Source organism: Labilibaculum manganireducens (assembly GCF_002843385.1).
Lineage (GTDB): Bacteria > Bacteroidota > Bacteroidia > Bacteroidales > Marinifilaceae > Labilibaculum > Labilibaculum manganireducens.
In genome coordinates this window covers 14,774-33,124 of sequence record NZ_MVDE01000022.1, presented here as the reverse complement: position 1 = coordinate 33,124, position 18,351 = coordinate 14,774, and the positions used below count along the sequence as shown (strand labels likewise).

At 35.1% G+C, this 18,351-nt stretch carries 15 protein-coding genes; 13 read left to right on the top strand and 2 right to left on the bottom strand.

The annotated features are described in order from the left end of the window. Window positions 1-21: 21 nt before the first annotated feature. The gene (locus tag BZG01_RS14130) at window positions 22-2,403 is read right to left on the bottom strand and encodes a penicillin-binding protein 1A (protein WP_245870377.1); all 2,382 of its coding nucleotides are present in this window, start codon (window positions 2,401-2,403) and stop codon (window positions 22-24) included. Between the two features lie 209 nt (window positions 2,404-2,612). On the opposite strand from BZG01_RS14130, the gene topA reads away from it, so the two are divergent. The 6 genes from topA to porN all read left to right on the top strand — a co-directional run bounded on the left by topA (window position 2,613) and on the right by porN (window position 11,212). Beyond that, a complete protein-coding gene (topA, locus tag BZG01_RS14125; RefSeq protein WP_101310492.1) occupies window positions 2,613-5,003 on the top strand; it encodes a type I DNA topoisomerase in 2,391 nt (796 codons plus the stop codon). A gap of 377 nt (window positions 5,004-5,380) precedes the next feature. Then, window positions 5,381-6,313: a PorP/SprF family type IX secretion system membrane protein gene (locus tag BZG01_RS14120; protein WP_180327327.1), complete on the top strand. Its 933-nt coding sequence runs from the start codon at window positions 5,381-5,383 to the stop codon at window positions 6,311-6,313. A 46-nt stretch (window positions 6,314-6,359) separates the two neighbouring features. Continuing rightward, entirely contained in the window at window positions 6,360-7,694 is a 1,335-nt protein-coding gene (gene porK, locus BZG01_RS14115) for a T9SS ring complex lipoprotein PorK/GldK (protein WP_101310490.1), read from the top strand. 48 nt (window positions 7,695-7,742) lie between these two features. After that, complete coding sequence (gene porL, locus BZG01_RS14110; RefSeq protein ID WP_101310489.1) at window positions 7,743-8,780, top strand: type IX secretion system motor protein PorL/GldL; 1,038 nt, start codon at window positions 7,743-7,745, stop codon at window positions 8,778-8,780. A gap of 23 nt (window positions 8,781-8,803) precedes the next feature. Further along, a complete protein-coding gene (gene porM / locus BZG01_RS14105) occupies window positions 8,804-10,351 on the top strand; it encodes a type IX secretion system motor protein PorM/GldM (protein ID WP_101310488.1) in 1,548 nt (515 codons plus the stop codon). Between the two features lie 15 nt (window positions 10,352-10,366). After that, entirely contained in the window at window positions 10,367-11,212 is an 846-nt protein-coding gene (gene porN, locus BZG01_RS14100; RefSeq protein ID WP_101310530.1) for a type IX secretion system ring subunit PorN/GldN, read from the top strand. Between the two features lie 44 nt (window positions 11,213-11,256). On the opposite strand, the gene BZG01_RS14095 is transcribed toward porN, so the two are convergent. After that, window positions 11,257-12,345 carry a mannose-1-phosphate guanylyltransferase gene (locus BZG01_RS14095; protein WP_101310487.1) on the bottom strand — a complete coding sequence of 363 codons (1,089 nt, stop codon included), beginning with the start codon at window positions 12,343-12,345 and terminating at the stop codon, window positions 11,257-11,259. Between the two features lie 179 nt (window positions 12,346-12,524). Here BZG01_RS14095 and BZG01_RS14090 point away from each other — a divergent pair, with 179 nt between their 5' ends. The 7 genes from BZG01_RS14090 (at window position 12,525) to BZG01_RS14055 (ending at window position 18,281) form a co-directional block, all read left to right on the top strand. Continuing rightward, window positions 12,525-13,265 carry an MlaE family ABC transporter permease gene (locus tag BZG01_RS14090; RefSeq protein WP_101310486.1) on the top strand — a complete coding sequence of 247 codons (741 nt, stop codon included), beginning with the start codon at window positions 12,525-12,527 and terminating at the stop codon, window positions 13,263-13,265. After that, on the top strand, window positions 13,262-14,014 hold the full coding sequence (locus BZG01_RS14085; RefSeq protein ID WP_101310485.1) for an ABC transporter ATP-binding protein: 753 nt from the start codon (window positions 13,262-13,264) through the stop codon (window positions 14,012-14,014). The genes BZG01_RS14090 and BZG01_RS14085 overlap by 4 nt, the downstream gene beginning before the upstream one ends. A gap of 67 nt (window positions 14,015-14,081) precedes the next feature. Continuing rightward, window positions 14,082-14,909: a DUF4296 domain-containing protein gene (locus BZG01_RS14080; protein WP_101310484.1), complete on the top strand. Its 828-nt coding sequence runs from the start codon at window positions 14,082-14,084 to the stop codon at window positions 14,907-14,909. Beyond that, a complete protein-coding gene (locus BZG01_RS14075) occupies window positions 14,906-15,721 on the top strand; it encodes an amidohydrolase family protein (RefSeq protein WP_101310483.1) in 816 nt (271 codons plus the stop codon). The genes BZG01_RS14080 and BZG01_RS14075 overlap by 4 nt, the downstream gene beginning before the upstream one ends. Before the next feature lie 93 nt (window positions 15,722-15,814). Then, entirely contained in the window at window positions 15,815-16,594 is a 780-nt protein-coding gene (locus tag BZG01_RS14070) for a radical SAM protein (RefSeq protein WP_101310482.1), read from the top strand. Between the two features lie 350 nt (window positions 16,595-16,944). Further along, a complete protein-coding gene (locus BZG01_RS14060; RefSeq protein WP_101310480.1) occupies window positions 16,945-17,796 on the top strand; it encodes a hypothetical protein in 852 nt (283 codons plus the stop codon). 26 nt (window positions 17,797-17,822) lie between these two features. Next, the gene (locus BZG01_RS14055; RefSeq protein ID WP_101310479.1) at window positions 17,823-18,281 is read left to right on the top strand and encodes a hypothetical protein; all 459 of its coding nucleotides are present in this window, start codon (window positions 17,823-17,825) and stop codon (window positions 18,279-18,281) included. Window positions 18,282-18,351 lie beyond the last annotated feature (70 nt).

The following is an 18,351-nucleotide window of genomic DNA, read 5'->3' as shown; positions in this document are numbered from 1 at the left end:
AACTAAAAATTTACTGAAAATCTAAAAGAAATCTTCATTCTCCGACTCTATCAATTCTTTGTTATTCGATTCATTAGATTCATCATCGCAATCCAGATTTATACTTACACCCCTTGGTTTTTCAAAATCCCCCTGAGTAATACCCAAACTTTTATCCGCATAAACCTTCTGCATATAAAGAGCCCAAATTGGCAATGCCATATTCGCTCCCTGTCCCAGCGAAATTCCCTCAAAATGAACTGAACGATCTTCGGCACCAACCCATACACCGGAAACTAATTCAGGAGTAATTCCCATGAACCACCCATCCGAATGATTCTGTGTCGTTCCGGTTTTACCCCCGATAGGATTAATCAAACCATATTTATATCTCAATCTGACTCCGGTTCCTCTCTGAACAACACCTTGCAATAAATTTGTCATTAAATAGGCTGTTCGCTCATCCATTACTTCATGTTTTCGAGGAACCGATTGAGCAAGTACATTTCCTTTATGATCTTCTATTTTAGTGATGAAACTTGGTTTAATGTAAACCCCTTTATTTACAAACGTTGAGTACGCTCCAACCATTTCATATACAGTAATTTCTGAGGTTCCTAAAAAGATAGATGGGACTGGATCAATTTCACTGATAACACCCATTTCATGAGCCATTTTAACAACCGATTCCGGTGTGGTTTGTTTCAAAACCCAGGCAGATATATAGTTCACCGAATTAGCCAACCCCCACTTTAAAGTCACCATTTCACCGTTCCTGGCATCTGTGGAATTTTTTGATGTCCAAGGTGTTCCATCCGGCAAAATAAAAGTCTGAGGGATATTGGGAACCCTATCGCAAGGCCCCAGGCCTTCCTGCATGGCAAGAGTGTATAAAAATGGCTTTATAGTTGATCCCACCTGCCGTTTACCCACATTAACCATATCGTACATGAAATGTTCATAATTTGGTCCTCCAACATAAGCACGCACTTCTCCGGTTTGAGGTTCCATCGACATAAATCCAGCTCGTAAAAATCCCTTCATATAAAGCATGGAATCATTTGGACTCATAATGGTATCTCTTTCTCCTTTCCATGTGAAAATTCTCATTTTCACAGGATTCTTAAATACCAACCGAATGGAATCCAAACTCATGCCATTTTTCTTTAAAACGCGATATCTTTCACTTCTTCTCATTGAAGTTTCGATATTTTGATCTACATCCTCCTTAGATAAATCATCAGAAAAAGGCGGGTATTTGTGATTTTCTTTCTCCCGGTTAAATGCTTTTTGCAAATCCGATCCTAGATGCTCAACCACAGCCTCTTCCGCATATCGCTGCATTCTGGAATCAAGGGTTGTATATATTTTCAATCCATCCTTATATATATTGTATGGAGTTCCATCTGCTTTTACATTTTTATTGCACCATCCATAAAAAGGATTGGTTTCCCACTCTATCGAATCTTTCACAAATTGTTGATCAGCATAAGATGGATACCTGTCTCTTGACGGCTCGTTTGCTGTTAAAGAAGTACGCAGATACTCTCTAAAATAGGGAGCCATTCCTCTTTTGTGATCCACCTTCTGAAAATCGATTCCTAAAGGAAGGTTTTTCAATGAATCAAATTCCATTTTCGATAAGTAATCATACCTTACCATTTGAGATAAAACAACATTACGTCGGTTCAATGTCAATTCAGGTCGTCGCAACGGATTAAAATATGATGGGTTTTTTGCCATACCTACAAGCATAGCAGCTTGCTCAATCTTAAGAGAATCAGGTGTTGTATTAAAATATACGTTTGCAGCCGACTTAACACCTACTGCCAGGTTTAAGAAATCAAATTTATTAAAGTACATGGTCATGATCTCCTCTTTGGTATAGCTTCGCTCCAGCTTTACCGCAATCACCCATTCACGAAATTTCCTGAAAACAATCTCCATTTTCTTCTCGAAACTCTCTCGCGGAAATAACATTTTAGCCAATTGCTGAGAAATTGTACTCCCTCCTCCAGCGCTTCTGTCACCAGTAATCAATCCCTTTGCTACCCGACCTAAACCACGTACATCAATTCCCGAATGGTCATTAAATCTCACATCTTCCGTAGCAATTAATGCATCCACCAAAAATGGAGACAATTCGGAATATTCAACAAAAGATCGATTTTCAAAATAGAATTTACCAATTAAATTTCCATCTACTGTATACACTTCTGTTGCCAAACTGTTTTTAGGATTTTCCAATTCTTCAAACGAAGGCATAAAGCCAAATGTCCCATTTGAAACACCGGCAAAAAAAAGTACTGCAATTAATATACATATCGAAAAAACTGACCAAAAAATAATCAATGGCTTTTTAAACATTTGTATTTTCGAAATTGGTTCGTTGTCCGAGTTAAACTCAGTGTTTCTTTCTGACATTTTAAATCAATTAATTTAATTTGTGCTGTAAAAATAGCAAATATTATTCGAACAATTATTGGAGGTACACCTTCTATTGATTTAGAATTATTTTAGATAAATGAAAAAGGTAATTTCAAAATAATCATCATTAAATTTTGAAGTTAGCTTCCTTATTGTTTTACTTTGCAAAAATTTTAACCTAAACTTTCCAAAGTAAAGATACAAGTATGGTAGAGAATTTAGTAATAGTCGAGTCCCCTGCAAAAGCAAAAACCATCGAAAAGTTTTTAGGCAAAAACTTTGTTGTGAAGTCTAGCTTTGGGCACATTAGAGACTTAGAAAAGAAAGATTTTGGAATTGACATCAAGAATAATTTCACCCCCAATTATATTGTTTCCACAGATAAAAAAAAGGTAGTTGCTGAATTAAAGAAATTAGCAAAAGAAGCTTCTACGGTTTGGATCGCATCTGATGAGGATCGCGAGGGAGAAGCAATTGCATGGCACTTATACGAAGTATTAAAGCTGAAAAAAGAAAATACAAAACGTATCGTTTTCCATGAAATTACAAAAGAAGCAATTTTAAATGCAATTGAAAATCCACGTGATATTGATGTGAATTTGGTAAATGCACAGCAAGCCAGACGAATTCTTGACAGATTGGTTGGTTTTGAAGTTTCTCCTGTTTTATGGAAAAAAGTTAAACCACAATTATCGGCCGGACGGGTACAATCGGTTGCTGTACGTTTAATTGTTGAAAGAGAAAGGGAAATTATTGACTTTACCTCTGAATCTTATTTTAAAGTTATTGCTCTTCTTACTGTAACCGATAAGAATGGCGATGAAAAAACACTGAAAGCAGAACTTCCTAAAAGATTTTCAACAAAAGAGGAAACTCTTAAATTCTTAAATAGCTGCAAAAATGCGGAGTATCGGGTTAATGATATCGAGAAAAAACCATCTACCCGTAAACCGGCAGCACCATTTACAACTTCTACCCTTCAACAAGAGGCAAGCAGAAAACTCGGATTTTCAGTAGCACAAACAATGACTGTTGCTCAGCGCCTTTATGAAGCTGGAAATATTACCTACATGAGAACTGACTCGGTAAATCTTGCGGAAACTGCACTTACAGCAGCCAAGGAAGAAATCACCAGACGTCATGGTTCCGAATACGTTCAAATCAGGAGGTATAAAACAAAAAACAAAGGAGCGCAGGAAGCTCACGAGGCAATTCGTCCTACTTATTTAAATAAGGACGAAATTTCAGGCGAATCTAATGAAATTCGTTTGTACAATTTAATCTGGAAGCGAACCATTGCGTCTCAGATGGCTGATGCAAAGCTTGAAAAAACGAATATTAAGATTGGCATCTCAACAAACAATAAGGAGTTGGTAGCATCTGGCGAAATGATCAAATTCGATGGATTCTTTAGAGTGTATATGGAATCTTCGGATGATGAAAATCAGAAAGAAGAAGAAACACTTCTGCCTACAGTTGCAGTTGGCGATTTACTTCGCGAAGAAATAATGAATGCCACTCAGAATTTCACCTATCGTCCTGCAAGATTTACCGAAGCCAGCTTAGTGAAGAAATTAGAAGAACTTGGAATTGGCCGGCCATCAACTTACGCCCCAACAATTACCACAGTTCAAAATCGTGGATACGTTGTAAAAGAATCCAGAGACGGAATAGAAAGAAGCTATGAAATAATAACGCTCTCAAATAATAATATTTCCGAAGAAACCAAGACTCAAATAACCGGAGCTGAAAACAAAAAGCTTTTTCCTGCGGATATAGGAATGGTAGTTACTGACTTTTTAAATAAGCACTTTACAACAATCATGAATTACAATTTCACAGCAGATGTGGAAAAAGAATTCGATGACATAGCTGTTGGGAAACTTGTGTGGTACGAAATGATTGGAAAATTCTACAATCCATTTCATGCTAACGTAGAAAAAACTTTGGAAGAATCCGAAAGAGAAACTGGAGAAAGAATTCTTGGTAACGATCCGGCTACCGGCAAAGTAATATTGGTACGTATTGGAAGATATGGTCCAATGGCACAACTAGGAGAAAGCTCTGATGATGAAAACGCTGAAGCTCCAAAATTTGCAAGCCTTCGTACCGGTCAGCACCTGGAAACAATCACACTTGAGGAAGCTATCGATTTATTTAAGCTTCCCAGAGACCTTGGCCTTTACGAAGACAAAAAAGTAGTCGTTGCAATTGGTCGGTTTGGTCCATACGTTCGCCACGATGGAAAATTTGCTTCTTTAAAGAAAGATGTGGATGATCCGATGGAAATTGATTTGGAAAGAGCAATCGTTCTTATAGAAGAAAAAAAGGAGAAAGACAGATTGAAACACATCAAATCCTTTGATGAAGATGCAGATTTGCAAATTCTTAACGGTCGTTGGGGACCTTATATTTCTTACCAAAAGGAAAACTATCGTCTGGCTAAAGATTTAGAGGATCCAAAGACACTAAGTTATGAGGATTGCTTAAAAATTATTAAATCGGCACCTAAGAAGAAAACAACAAAAAAAGCACCGCCCAAAAAGAAAGCTGCGGCAACAAAGAAAACTGTTGCTGCGAAAAAGGCAAAAAAATAAAAAAAAATAAAAAAAAAGTTAAGGGTTGTCTTTCTATACAGACAGCCCTTTTTTATTGCCATACAATTAAATTCAAACAATCTATAATCTTATCTTATTGTTAATTTCACATTAAAATTTACAAAAATTCTTAACAAAACAATAAAACCCTCGTAAATAAGACTTACAATAAAATACGGGAAACTCTAATCTACACAAGTAGACTACCATCCTGTTATTTAATTTAATGTTATAATTAAAAAAATTAAGTTTTAAATAGAACCGTAAAAATTATTGATTAATGCACCTGAACCTCTGATAAAACTTGTAAGGCACATTTATTTTTATTTACTTTACCCCTCACAGTTTTTGACCGTTACTGAACCATAATGTATTACATGAAAAAATTTATTTTCTTCATATTATTGTCTTGCAACACCTTATTAATAAAGGCTCAGCAAGATCCGCAGTTCAGTCAAAACATGTTCAATATTCTTTCTGTAAACCCTGCATTTGCTGGCGCAGACAAGGATATATTTGTGTCGGCAATTAATCGTCAACAATGGGTTGGTTTCGAAAATGCTCCTGTTACCACTGTGTTTAATATAAGCACACCAGTTACATTTATGGGAACAGATCATGGAATTGGATTAACTATACTAAGCGATAAATTAGGTTTCGAAAAGAATACCGGCATACGTTTTAGTTATGCATATCAAAGAAAAACAGGTGAAGGTTCTTTAAATATTGGATTCAGTTTCGGTTTTCAAAACAATTCCCTTAAAGGAGAATGGTTTGTTCCCGACGGAGATGGTTTTTCTACACCCGATGATGATTTGGGCTCTTCAAGTGTAGATGACAGTAAAATGGTTTTTGATTTAGGACTAGGAATATATTATAAAACAGACAACTTTTATGTAGGAACTTCCGTAAGTCATCTGAACAAACCAAATATTGGATATAATGAAAATATTGAAACCTATCTTGCGCGTCATTATTATGCAATGGCAGGATATCGATACGAATTAAATGAATCGTGGGAAATTTTACCTTCGGTTTTTTACAAAACTGATGCCGTAGTGTCTCAATTTGATTTAAATACGAACATCAGGTACAATAAAAAGATTTGGGGAGGCGTTTCATATAGGGTTGATGACGCCATTGTTGGAATGTTAGGAGTTTTGTTTAATAATGGCATTCAAATTGGATATGCATACGACATTTCAACCTCAAAAATTGCAAGAGGATCGCATGAGTTTTTATTAGCTTATCGATTCAGTACAAAATTGGAAAAACGAAATCAAAAATATAAGAGCATTCGATTTTTGTAATATTAATTAGAAAAACTATACAATCAGTATAATTTATAAAACCACTATGAATAAACTACTTACAACACTTTGTGTAATTGTTTTATTGTTCTTAACCAGTTGTGGCAAAAACACTGGGAACGGAGAACTTACCGGTGCGGGTCAGAGAGGTAAATGGTTTGAACCTAAACCATATGGTATGGTATTGATTCCACGAGGAAGCTTTACTGTTGGTCCAAATGATCAGGATGTAGCTTGGGCACTTAATGCTACGGCTAAAACCGTATCTGTTGAATCTTATTGGATGGATGAAACCGAGATTACAAACAATGAGTATCGTCAGTTTGTATATTGGGTCAGAGATTCTATTGCACGCGAATTATTAGGACAACAATTCGAAGAGTTCTTAATTGCTGAAGATGACAATGGCAATCCAATAGATCCTCCTTTTATTAATTGGGACGAAAGATTGGAATGGGATAATGAAGAATATACTGAAATTCTGGAAGACATGTATCTGCCTGTTAACGAAAGATTTTTCAGAAATAAAGAAATTGATTCCCGTAAACTAAAGTATCAGTACGAGTGGGTTGATCTTCAGCAAGCCGCAAAAAAGTCGAACCGTTACAATTATGAAACAGGAGAATATGAAGGAATGGTTGATGATTACAAAGGAGGCCGTAAAAAAATTGAAGACCGTTCTTCTTTTATCATGAAAGAAGCCCTTAATATTTACCCGGACACATTATGCTGGATTCAGGATTTTACCTACTCATATAACGAACCTTGGACAAAACAATATTTTTGGCATCCTGGTTATGATGATTATCCTGTAGTTGGAGTTTCATGGAAACAAGCATCTGCATTTTCTATCTGGAGAACCCGTTTTCACAATTCTGCATTAAAAGCAGAAGGTGATTATCCTGTTCAGGATTATCGATTACCTACAGAATCGGAATGGGAATATGCTGCCAGAGGAGGCATTGCATTAAATATGTATCCATGGGGTGGACCCTATACAAGAAACGACCAAGGATGTTTTCTTGCCAATTTTAAACCTCTGCGCGGAAACTACGTAGACGATGGAGGTCTTGTAACCCTGCCTGTTGGCAGCTACGAGCCAAATGAATTCGGATTATATGATATGGCAGGTAATGTTGCAGAATGGACTTCTGGAGCTTACGATGAGTCGGCCTATTCATTTACTCATGATATGAATCCAAATTATGAATACAATGCATTACCCGATGATCCACCAGCTTTAAAAAGAAAAGTTACCAGAGGAGGATCATGGAAAGATATAGGATACTATTTGCAGTGTGCAACCAGAACATACGAGTATCAGGATACTGCAAAATCTTATATCGGATTCCGTTGTGTCAGAACTCATTTAGGTAAATAATATTACCCGTAGACTATTTATTTTAGACCTTTTCAAACTTAACTGATCATGAATATTACCGAACTTGTTCAATCTCCTAGATGGAAAAAATTTATGGGCTATGTATATGGCTGGGGTGCTTCCGTAGTTTTAATTGGAGCACTATTCAAAATACAACATTACCCATATGCAGGAGAACTTCTTACCGTTGGTATGACTGTAGAGGCCATTATCTTTTTCTTCTCAGCTTTTGAACCACCACACGAGCAACCAGACTGGAGTTTAGTATATCCGGAATTAATTGGATTGGAACCAAGAGAAGGTGGTGCCGGAGGCAGTGTTCAGGTTGAAGGACTGGAACAATTACAATCATTCCTGGAAAAAATGAGTGTTCATCCGGACAAAATATCGAATTTAAGTCAAGGGCTTGCAAAATTAACCAACGTTGCAGAAAACCTTTCGAACCTATCTGAAGCAGCTATTGCAACCAATGGTTACATTGAAAGTATACAGAAAGCGTCAAGTTCTGTTGGTGAATTTTCTAATAGATACGCTGAATCAACCGAAGAATTATCCAATTCAGCTCAAAAACTAAGTAATTCATATCAGGAAACAGCTAATACAATTAGTAATTCAGGCGAAGGTTTTGCAAAAAATGTTAATGAGTCAGGCAATAAATTAGTAGAGTCTTATCAAGAAACTGCAAATACAATTTCTTTATCAGGTGAAAATTTTGCTAAAAATATAAACGAGTCAGGAAATCAGTTGTTAGAGTCCTATCAAAATTTGGACAAATCTTTACAAAGCGGATTTGATAAAATCTCTGAAAACAGTAATACGTTTAATGGTTCCATGTCAGCCTTGAATAACAACCTGTCATCACTGAACGCGATTTACGAGTTGCAGTTAAAACAAAGTGACGAGCAAATAACTAATTCAAAAACTGTACATCAGGATTTAGGTAAAGTTCTTGAAACTCTTACGGTAACTCTACAAAATGCACAAGCTTACAAAAAAGAAACTGAACAGTTAAACGAAAATCTTGCCGCGCTTAACACCATATACGGTAATATGCTGAGTGCCATGGATGTAAGAAAAAAAAATTAATTTAACTGTCAAGCTGAGCTGAAATGGGAGCAACGAATTGTAAAGAAACGCCACGGCAAAAAATGATTGGGATGATGTATTTATTCCTGACAGCAATGTTAGCGATAAATGTATCAAACGAAGTCCTTAATGCTTTCACGATTATTGATAATGGTTTGGCTAAAACCATTCAAACCTTCGAAGAAAAAAATGAAAATAAATATAAGGATTTCCTAATTGCCTTGGAAGCAAACCCGGCTAAAGTTCAGGAAGCCTGGGATAATGCTAACAAGATAAAATCCGAATCAAATAAATTATCAAATTTAATCGATTCTCTGAAACATAGAATCGTTAAAACTGCAGATGGTCCTGAATACGATATGAATAACATCGAGAGTAGAGACAATTTGGATGTACCTCCTGAAATTATGATTATTGGAGGACAGGGTAAAGTTTTAAGAGAAGCTATTGAATCTTATCGTGATTTGGTATTAAGTCACGTTGCAGGAAAAGATTCTACTCTGCGTAAAGCAATTATGAAAACTCTGAATACGGAAAAACCAAAAAAGATGACAAAAGGTGATCCTAATTATTCTTGGGAGTCTCTACAATTTTCACATACACCATTAATTGGAGCAGTCACACTTCTTTCTAAAATTCAGACAGATATCCGCAGTACTGAATCGGATATTGTGAGTTATTTATTCAATCAAATTGAAGCAGAATCCTTTAAATTCAATAAATTAAGAGCAGAAGTATTTTCACCCTCAAATTACATTTTAAAAGGTGACACCTACGAGGCTCAGGTTTTTCTTGCGGCTATTGACACGACACAAAATCCTAAAATAGTTATTGACCGGGAGGGTGCCATTAAGACCTTCAAAGATGGCCGGGGGGTTTATACAGCAAAAGCAGATAAAGTTGGCGAGGTAACATGGGGAGGTGTTATCACGTACACCAGTCCGTCTGGAATTGATAAAAAATATGACTTTAAATCAAGCTATATTGTAGCAGAACCAAATGTAGTGGTGTCGGCTACTAAAATGAATGTATTCTATGTTGGTGTTGACAATCCTGTAAGCATATCGGCTCCTGGTTTTGCATCGGACAGAGTACGCGCGACAATGACAAATGGCAGCTTAATTAAAAAAGGTGATGCATATATTGCACAACCAAAAATTGCTTTTAAGAATGCTAAGGTACAAGTCGAAGCTCAATTTGAGGATGGCTGGAGGCCGTTACGTACTGTTGATTTTAGAGTGAAACCAATTCCTGATCCTATTGCTAAAGTTGCAGGTTTAGGTGGTGGTAAAATTAAAAAGAATTTACTGTTGGTACAAACAGGTGTTGATGCAGTGATGGATAATTTTGACTTTGATTTAAAGTTTAAAATTACCGGTTTTACGGTTTCTACAATTGTTAAAGGCTTTACTGTTGATCAGGAATCCAGATCGGATGTATTTACAAAGGAACAGATTGATATGTTTAGAAATTTAAAAAGAAGTCAGAAACTATATATTGAAGATATTAGGGCAGTTGGTCCGGATGGTGTAACCAGAGACTTACCTACAATTTCATTTAGAATTGAGTAATAAAATTTATATATGATGAAGAAAAGCTTATTACTAGTAATTGGTCTTGTATTGATTTGTGCCTCGTATTCCAGTGCACAGACAAATGCAACAAGTGTTTATTCAAAAAATCATATCAAAAACAGAAAACCTATCCCTTACTCAAATATACGTGAGTCAGATGTGATGTGGTCGAAGTTAGTTTGGAGATTCGTGGATTTACGGGAAAAAATGAACCTTCCTATGTATTATCCAACAACACCGGAAGATGACCGCTACAGTTTAATCGATCTATTGATGTATGGAATTGAAAATGAAGGCTTAACTGCTTACGAGACAAACGATGATGAATTTAAGGTTCCTATGACGATTGATCAGATTCGTTCGAAGTTTGATGCTCAAAATGATACGATTATGCAACGCAATAGATTGACAGGAGAACTTGAACAAAAAATTCTTCCCGGTGAAATGCATACGGATGATGTAAAAAGATATATGGTGAAAGAGCAGTGGTTCTTTGACAAACAAACATCGACTTTACAGGTTCGGATCATTGGAATTTGTCCAATTCGTGAATATATAAAAGATGGCGATTCAGAATTAGATGGTATTCAACAGAAAAAACTGTTTTGGATCTATTTCCCTGAAGCCCGGCCTTTGCTTGCTTCTCACGAAGTATTTAATCCAAATAACGACGCTGCTCGTTATTCTTTCGATGATTTGTTCTTAAAAAGACATTTTTCGAGTTTTATTTCACAAATCTCCAATGTTCACAACAATCGTCAGATTAGTGAATACACTGTTGGTTTAAACTCAATGCTTGAAGCAGAGCGAATTAAGAATGAGATTTTCACATTTGAACATGATCTTTGGGAATTCTAAAAAAATATACTGATATAAAAAAGGACCTCACAGGTCCTTTTTTATTATACAAATTTTTTCCCTTTTGTTATTTTCACATCATTAACAATTTTCCTTATCTCCTGCTCATCCCTTCTACGACATATGAGCAGAGAATTATCAGTCTCAACAACAATGTAATCCTTTAAGCCCTGAACAACAACCAATTTGTTATTTGGTACATTTACCAGACAATTTTTTGATTCGTAAAGCATCACATTTTCGCCCTGAATTGCATTCAGATTATTATCCTTAGCAGTATGCTCATAAAGTGAGCCCCAAGTTCCTAAGTCAGACCAACCAAATTCAGAGCAATACACAAATACACTTTCTGACTTTTCCAGAATTCCGTAATCAATAGAAATATTCTCGCATTTTGGATAAATCTGATCAATAAAACTTTGTTCTTCTCCAGTGTCAAGTTTATCTAATATAGCCTCAAACAGATTTTTTATATCCGGTAAAAACTTATCGAATGCATCCTGTATTGTCGAAAGTTTCCAAACAAATATCCCTGAATTCCAAAAGAATTCGCCCGATTCCTGAAATATTTTTGCCAATTCGAGGTGTGGTTTTTCTGTAAATGTTTTTACAGGATACACATCAGAATAATTCTCAACTGCTTTATTTGAAACCTGAATATAACCATAACCGGTTTCCGGTCTTGAGGGAGTAATACCCAATGTCAATAATTTATTTCCATCTTGTACAAATTGAATTCCTTCCGACAAAACTCCTAAAAACTTAGTCTCATTTAATATTAAATGATCTGCAGGCGTTACAATAATTGATGCATTCGGATTTCGCTTCTGTATTTTATAATTGGCGTAAGCAATACAAGGTGCAGTATTTCTTCTTATTGGCTCCAACAAAACCTGATTCTCATTAATATTTGGGAGTTGCTGAAGCACAAGACTCTTGTAATTTGCATTGGTTACCACGAAAAAATTCTCGGTCGGGCATATAGATGCAAAACGCTCATAAGTCAACTGAATTAGTGTCTTACCTGTACCAAGAATATCAAGAAATTGTTTGGGTTTATTATTTTTACTTAAAGGCCAAAAACGTGAGCCTACGCCCCCAGCCATAATTACGCAATAATTATTTTTATCCATTGGAAATTATTTATCTGAATCCATACCAAATTAAATCGGAATTCAAGAGTAGTAAAATTATACCCTAAAATACTGAAAAGCCTTATTAAATCAAAAAAGAATAGAAATTTCAATAGATACAATTATCCTGGAAGATGGTAAACAAATAATTTGTAATTTTATCGTAAAGCAAAATAACTATGAACTTGTTTGAAAACGTAGGAAAATTCTCAAGATTTCTTGTATTGGTATTTTCAAAACCAGAAAAAGGCAAGACTTTATTTTCACAAATAATCCGCGAAATTGATAAACTCGGAATCAATTCTATTGGAATTGTAGTGATAATATCTCTTTTTATGGGAGCTGTTATCACCCTGCAAACAGCATACAATATGCTGAACCCTTTACTTCCGGATTATTTGGTTGGTTATACTACAAGAGAATCGATGCTTCTTGAATTCTCATCGACAATAGTTGGTTTAATATTGGCTGGAAAAGTCGGTTCAAACATAGCTTCTGAAATTGGCTCGATGCGGGTTACTGAACAAATTGATGCTTTGGAAATCATGGGAATCAATTCTGCCAATCATTTGGTTTTACCAAAAATTATAGCAGCAATTTTTATTAATCCATTTCTATACATTCTTAGTGTGTTTGTAGGAATAACAGGAGGTTTACTTGCTGGTTATTTAACTGGTACAGTTAACTTAGCCGACTATATTGATGGCATACAATATGCTTTTATTCCTTATTACATTACCTACTCCTTAATAAAAACAGCAGTTTTTGCCTTCATAATAACAGCAATACCATCCTTCTATGGATATTACGTAAAAGGAGGTGCACTGGAAGTAGGTAGAGCGAGCACAAAAGCTGTTGTAAACAGTAGTATTCTTATTCTTCTTGCTAATGTGATTCTCACACAAATCCTTTTAAAATGATCACTGTAAGTAATGTAAATAAATCCTTTGCCGACTTAAAAGTGTTGAACGATATCTCAATCAATTTTGAGGCTGGTAAAACCAATCTTATTATAGGACAAAGCGGATCCGGTAAAACTGTTCTGCTAAAATCTATCATCGGACTTCACGAGGTTGATTCTGGTAGTATTTTCTACAACAACAGAGATTTTACATCCATGAATCTGAAGGGAAGAAAAGAGATTCGAAAGGAAATGGGCATGGTATTTCAGGGCGGTGCTTTATTTGATTCCATGAGTGTTGAAGAAAATGTACTCTTTCCTTTGGATATGTTTTCGGATATGAGTGAAAAAGAAAAAAAAGATCGTGCAAACTTCTGCTTAAACCGTGTTAACATACAAAATTCAAATCACCTGTTTCCTGCCGAGATTAGTGGTGGTATGCAGAAACGTGTTGCCATTGCAAGAGCAATTGCTTTGAATCCAAAATATCTTTTTTGCGATGAACCCAATTCTGGTTTAGATCCTGTAACCGCAATTTTGATTGATAATCTGATTCTGGAAATAACAAAAGAGTATAATATGACTACCATTATTAATACTCATGATATGAATTCGGTAATGGAAATTGGAGAGAAAATTATTTTTATAAGCAAGGGAAACAAAGTTTGGGAAGGTTCCAAAGATGAAATATTTGATACCGACAATAAGGATTTAAATGATTTTGTTTTTGCTTCGGAATTGTATAAAAAGATTAAAAAAATAAGCTAGTAGAAATCACACTCGTACATTCTATTCGATTTATTATCTTTGCTTTCAGATCAACAAGAAACAATTCATGAATAAAATACTACTTTTCTTTATTTGCTGTGCATTCACCTTTTTGATATCCTGCAAAGAAAATAATAAAAATACTCCTCAGTTAAATGAAGATCAATTCACTAAGATGCTTATTGATATTCATATTATTGATGGAACTTTAGAATCCCAAAATATTTATCGCTCCGGCGATAATTATCGCCCCAGCTACTATTACAATTCTATTTTTCAGAAATACAATATCACCCGTGATCAATTTGATTCCTGCGTATCCTATTATTCTAACAATACGAAAAGATTTACTCAAATTTACGATGTGATTATTGATTCGCTTAACCGACTTGAAACTCAATATCGTATTGAAGTTAAAAACAAAAAACTGGAACAAGACACTGTAAATCTTTGGACAAAAAAACAGGATTGGAGAGTTCCTGAAAAAGATAAAAACCAAGTTGACTTTGCGATTCCAATCAAAGAGAAAGGAATTTACACCATTAAAGCTTCCATTAAAATATTTAAGGATGATCAAACTGATCAGCCTAAATTGGAGGCTTATTTTTGGAAACAGGATAGTTTAGGCGAAGAACATAAAGTAAGCTTTATGCCACGCCCAATTGCTAAAGAAATGAAATTCAACACTTATGAATTAAGTTTGTCCTATCCGGATTCGAGCTACACAGAACTGCGCGGCAACTTATTTGCCGGAGAAAATGATCTTGTTGAGTTTACTCAGCATTTCGAAATTAAGGACATCATAATTTTCAATCCGCAGATTAGACCTGATTCCCTGCAGGTGATTAAGGAATTAGAGCAAGATGTGGAACAGAACCTTAGGCGTGTGCGATGAGAAAAATAGCCGCGAACTACATTTTTCCAGTTACAGCTACTCCTCTAAAAAATGGAATTATTGTACTTGATGAGAAAAATTATATTGTCGATATAATTGATACAAAGGGACAATTTAAAGAAATTCAAAATCTGGAATTCTACAGTGGGGTAATTATTCCCGGATTTATTGATGTATTTACCCTACTCAGTATTTCTTCTTTTTCAAAAAATGATTTTGAAAAATGTTTGCAGGATGATTTTGGTTCAGCACTTAAAAAGAGACTGCTCCAAAAAGAAACTACTCCTGCTACAGTACAAAAAGGGATTAATCAATTAGAAGCTTATGGAACTGTTGCCGCAGCAGACTATTTTACTGTAAATGATCATGCTGAGCAAAAACGAAAATCTAAATTGTATTTTTCTGATAGTAACGCAGTAGAATCAAACTGTTCGTTACAAATCCCAATATCAAACAAGCAACTAAATCCAACCCAATCCGTTCTATTGAATCAAATGATCTTAGAAAAATTGAATGGGTTTATACCTGCTGCAAGTGAAATGAGCCGATACTGCATTGGCACAGGATCACTAGGAACGCATTCGAAACTATCTGTTTTTGAGGAATTAAAAGCTTTTCAGAAAATTCTGCCGGCACTTACGTTTTGGGAATTGATTAAATGGGGAACCATAAACGGAGCAAAACATTTACAGATTGAAAATAAATTTGGAAGTCTTGAAATTGGTAAAAAACCTGGCTTGAATTTGCTCACAAATCTTGATTATTCCAATCAGAAATTTAACACGGTAAGCGAACTGAAAGTCCTTGTTTAATCAAGGCGAATTAAATCCTCGATTTAAACTCTCTGTTTTAATGGATCAACTCAGGAATTTATCTAAATTTGGACAACAAAAAAAAACGTGTAAATGGCTACTTTTCTCTTCGATAAAATTATTTTCGGTCCTGTAAAAAGCAGAAGACTTGGGGTTTCATTAGGTATTAATTTATTGCCTAACGATTGCAAACTCTGCAGTTTTAATTGTATTTATTGTGAATGTGGTTGGAATCCGGATCACTATGAACAAAAAATTAACTTTCATCCTAAAGATCAGGTGAAAGAGAGTCTATTTGAGAAACTGAGTCTGATGAAGGCCAATAATGAAGATCTGGATGTGATTACCTTTGCAGGAAACGGAGAACCAACACTTCATCCGGAATTTAGCGAAATCATTAATTACACGATCGAGGTTAGAAATCAAGTATTTCCACAGGCAAGAATCGCGGTTCTTTCTAATTCATCGATGATTCACAAAAAATCGGTATTTGAAGCTCTAAATAAGGTAGATGATAACATTTTAAAACTGGATGGCGGAACAGAAGAAACCATAATCAATTTAGATCAGCCAGTTGGAAAGTTCAATCTAAATAATACGGTTGAACTTCTTTCAAAATTTGATGGCAATTTAATAATTCAAACCCTTTTTATCAGAGGAGAATACGAAGGTAAAATTATAGACAATACAACCAAAGAAGAAATAGAAGCCTGGTTGACGCACCTGCAAAAAATCCAACCCAAAGAGGTGATGATTTATACCATTTCGAGGGATACGCCAAGTGATAATCTGGAGAAAATATCAATGGAAGAATTGCAGCAAATTGCACAAAAAGTTGAAGATGCCGGATTTAAAACACAAATCAGCGGTTAATATTTTGTCTTCGTAAAACGATGTGGGACTATCGATTTCTGAAATTCATTTTTAATGCTCGGCGGGAGCTGAGGCAAATTGCATAAAAACATTTTATCCGCCAAAAGCCCAATAAAAGAGGAATTCTTGTTGTTGCAAAGTGAGATTTTTAACTTCATTATTACGTCTGCAAATATCTTTTGTTTCTCCATCCCAGAAGTTTTTTTACAATAATTGCTTATATCCATTTTTTATTTGCAATTACTCTCTAAAAGTATAACTTTAAGTTTATTACAAAATAAAACCTACGAGAAAACAATAAATCTATGTTTAAAACATCTATTAAAATAAGCTGTTTCATTCTTTTTTTCATGTCATCAGTGCTAACTTTTGGTTGTCAAAATAAGAAACCCTCAGCTGATAAAGTACCTGAGATGAATGCTCCGCAACAAAAGGAGTTTAAATCGGTTAAAACTTTGTTTTACAATGTGCCAAGCCCAATTGAAGTGACTGGTATTATCAAAAAAATGAACCTTCCCTATCAGCCCGATTTAATGAATCCGGTTTCCAATGCAGATAATTATTTATCACAAGCAGATGTGGCTGTCAACATTGGTATTTACGGTGCGGATTTAAGTTACATTCGGATTTATGAACAGTTTCAGGATGCAGCAAGATATTTAGCCGTAATCAAGAAATTTACACGCGAATTGGGCATTCCTGAAGAGCAGGAGAGAATTACTGCCCGAAGAATGGAAGAAAATATTGAAAACCAAGATTCTTTGCTTCAGATTATTACCGAAACTTTTACAAAATCGGACAGTTATCTGAAAGAAAATCAAAGAGGTGGTGTTGCTGCTTTAATTGTTTTTGGTGGATGGATTGAAACCTTATATCTGGCAACAAATATTGTTGATTTAAAAAACCCTCAAAAAGAAATGGTCAACTTAATTTCACAGCAAAAACATTCTGTAAAAAACTTAATTGGTTTACTAAATCAATATAGAGATAACTATAAAATAAATCAGATTCTGCCGGATTTAAAGAAACTGGATGCAAAATTTCAGGAAATATCACAAACTAAATCTTCTGCATCGAGCATTAAAACAAAAGACGGCAAAACAGTTATAAAAAATCAGGTTACTTTAACTGCCTCGAACGAAACAATCAGGGCGATAAAAGAAATCAACAACAAAATCAGAGAAACAATTACGGAATTATAGGATTGGGGAGCACTAAAAAGATTGGGATGAAAACGACTATAAAAACCATATTATTTATTTTTTACTTATTCGCGTTGCCAAATATTGTGCTTGCGCAGTGTAATGAATACACCAAAAAGGAATGCATTCCGAAACTTACGCCTTATACATTTAACGGGCAATTAAATAATGCGGTGTTATCGGAAGGTGAAACTGCTGAATTGCAGCTTACTTTTTATAAGGATCAAGAATATCGAATTTTGGTTGAAGGAGAAGAGAGCCTTGGTAAAATTCAATTTCAGCTTTTTGATACTGATTACAATTTATTGTATGATAATGCTGATGAAGATCACACCAACCTGTGGGATTTTATGGTTGAGAGTACCGATGATTTTGTAATTCGTGTTCTAGTCCCCGAAGATCAAAAAAAGGAGCGGATTGAAAGTGGCTGTGTTTCAATTTTAGTTGGTTTTAGAGCTTTTGGATCGAGAACCATTTTTAAATGATCATTTTCTGAGTCGAAACTTACGAAACAAAAAAAACCATCCCGCAAAAGATGGTTTTTTTTTCATTTCA

Bases quoted from the DNA above. Each gene is read 5' to 3' on its own strand.
- BZG01_RS14095 (WP_101310487.1), bottom strand. From the start codon at position 12,345: ATGGATAAAAATAATTATTGCGTAATTATGGCTGGGGGCGTAGGCTCA.
- porM (WP_101310488.1), top strand. From the start codon at position 8,804: ATGGGAGCAACGAATTGTAAAGAAACGCCACGGCAAAAAATGATTGGG.
- BZG01_RS14055 (WP_101310479.1), top strand. From the start codon at position 17,823: ATGAAAACGACTATAAAAACCATATTATTTATTTTTTACTTATTCGCG.
- porK (WP_101310490.1), top strand. From the start codon at position 6,360: ATGAATAAACTACTTACAACACTTTGTGTAATTGTTTTATTGTTCTTA.
- BZG01_RS14070 (WP_101310482.1), top strand. From the start codon at position 15,815: ATGGCTACTTTTCTCTTCGATAAAATTATTTTCGGTCCTGTAAAAAGC.
- BZG01_RS14085 (WP_101310485.1), top strand. From the start codon at position 13,262: ATGATCACTGTAAGTAATGTAAATAAATCCTTTGCCGACTTAAAAGTG.
- BZG01_RS14120 (WP_180327327.1), top strand. From the start codon at position 5,381: ATGAAAAAATTTATTTTCTTCATATTATTGTCTTGCAACACCTTATTA.
- porN (WP_101310530.1), top strand. From the start codon at position 10,367: ATGAAGAAAAGCTTATTACTAGTAATTGGTCTTGTATTGATTTGTGCC.
- BZG01_RS14090 (WP_101310486.1), top strand. From the start codon at position 12,525: ATGAACTTGTTTGAAAACGTAGGAAAATTCTCAAGATTTCTTGTATTG.
- BZG01_RS14060 (WP_101310480.1), top strand. From the start codon at position 16,945: ATGTCATCAGTGCTAACTTTTGGTTGTCAAAATAAGAAACCCTCAGCT.
- BZG01_RS14080 (WP_101310484.1), top strand. From the start codon at position 14,082: ATGAATAAAATACTACTTTTCTTTATTTGCTGTGCATTCACCTTTTTG.
- porL (WP_101310489.1), top strand. From the start codon at position 7,743: ATGAATATTACCGAACTTGTTCAATCTCCTAGATGGAAAAAATTTATG.
- topA (WP_101310492.1), top strand. From the start codon at position 2,613: ATGGTAGAGAATTTAGTAATAGTCGAGTCCCCTGCAAAAGCAAAAACC.
- BZG01_RS14075 (WP_101310483.1), top strand. From the start codon at position 14,906: ATGAGAAAAATAGCCGCGAACTACATTTTTCCAGTTACAGCTACTCCT.
- BZG01_RS14130 (WP_245870377.1), bottom strand. From the start codon at position 2,403: ATGTCAGAAAGAAACACTGAGTTTAACTCGGACAACGAACCAATTTCG.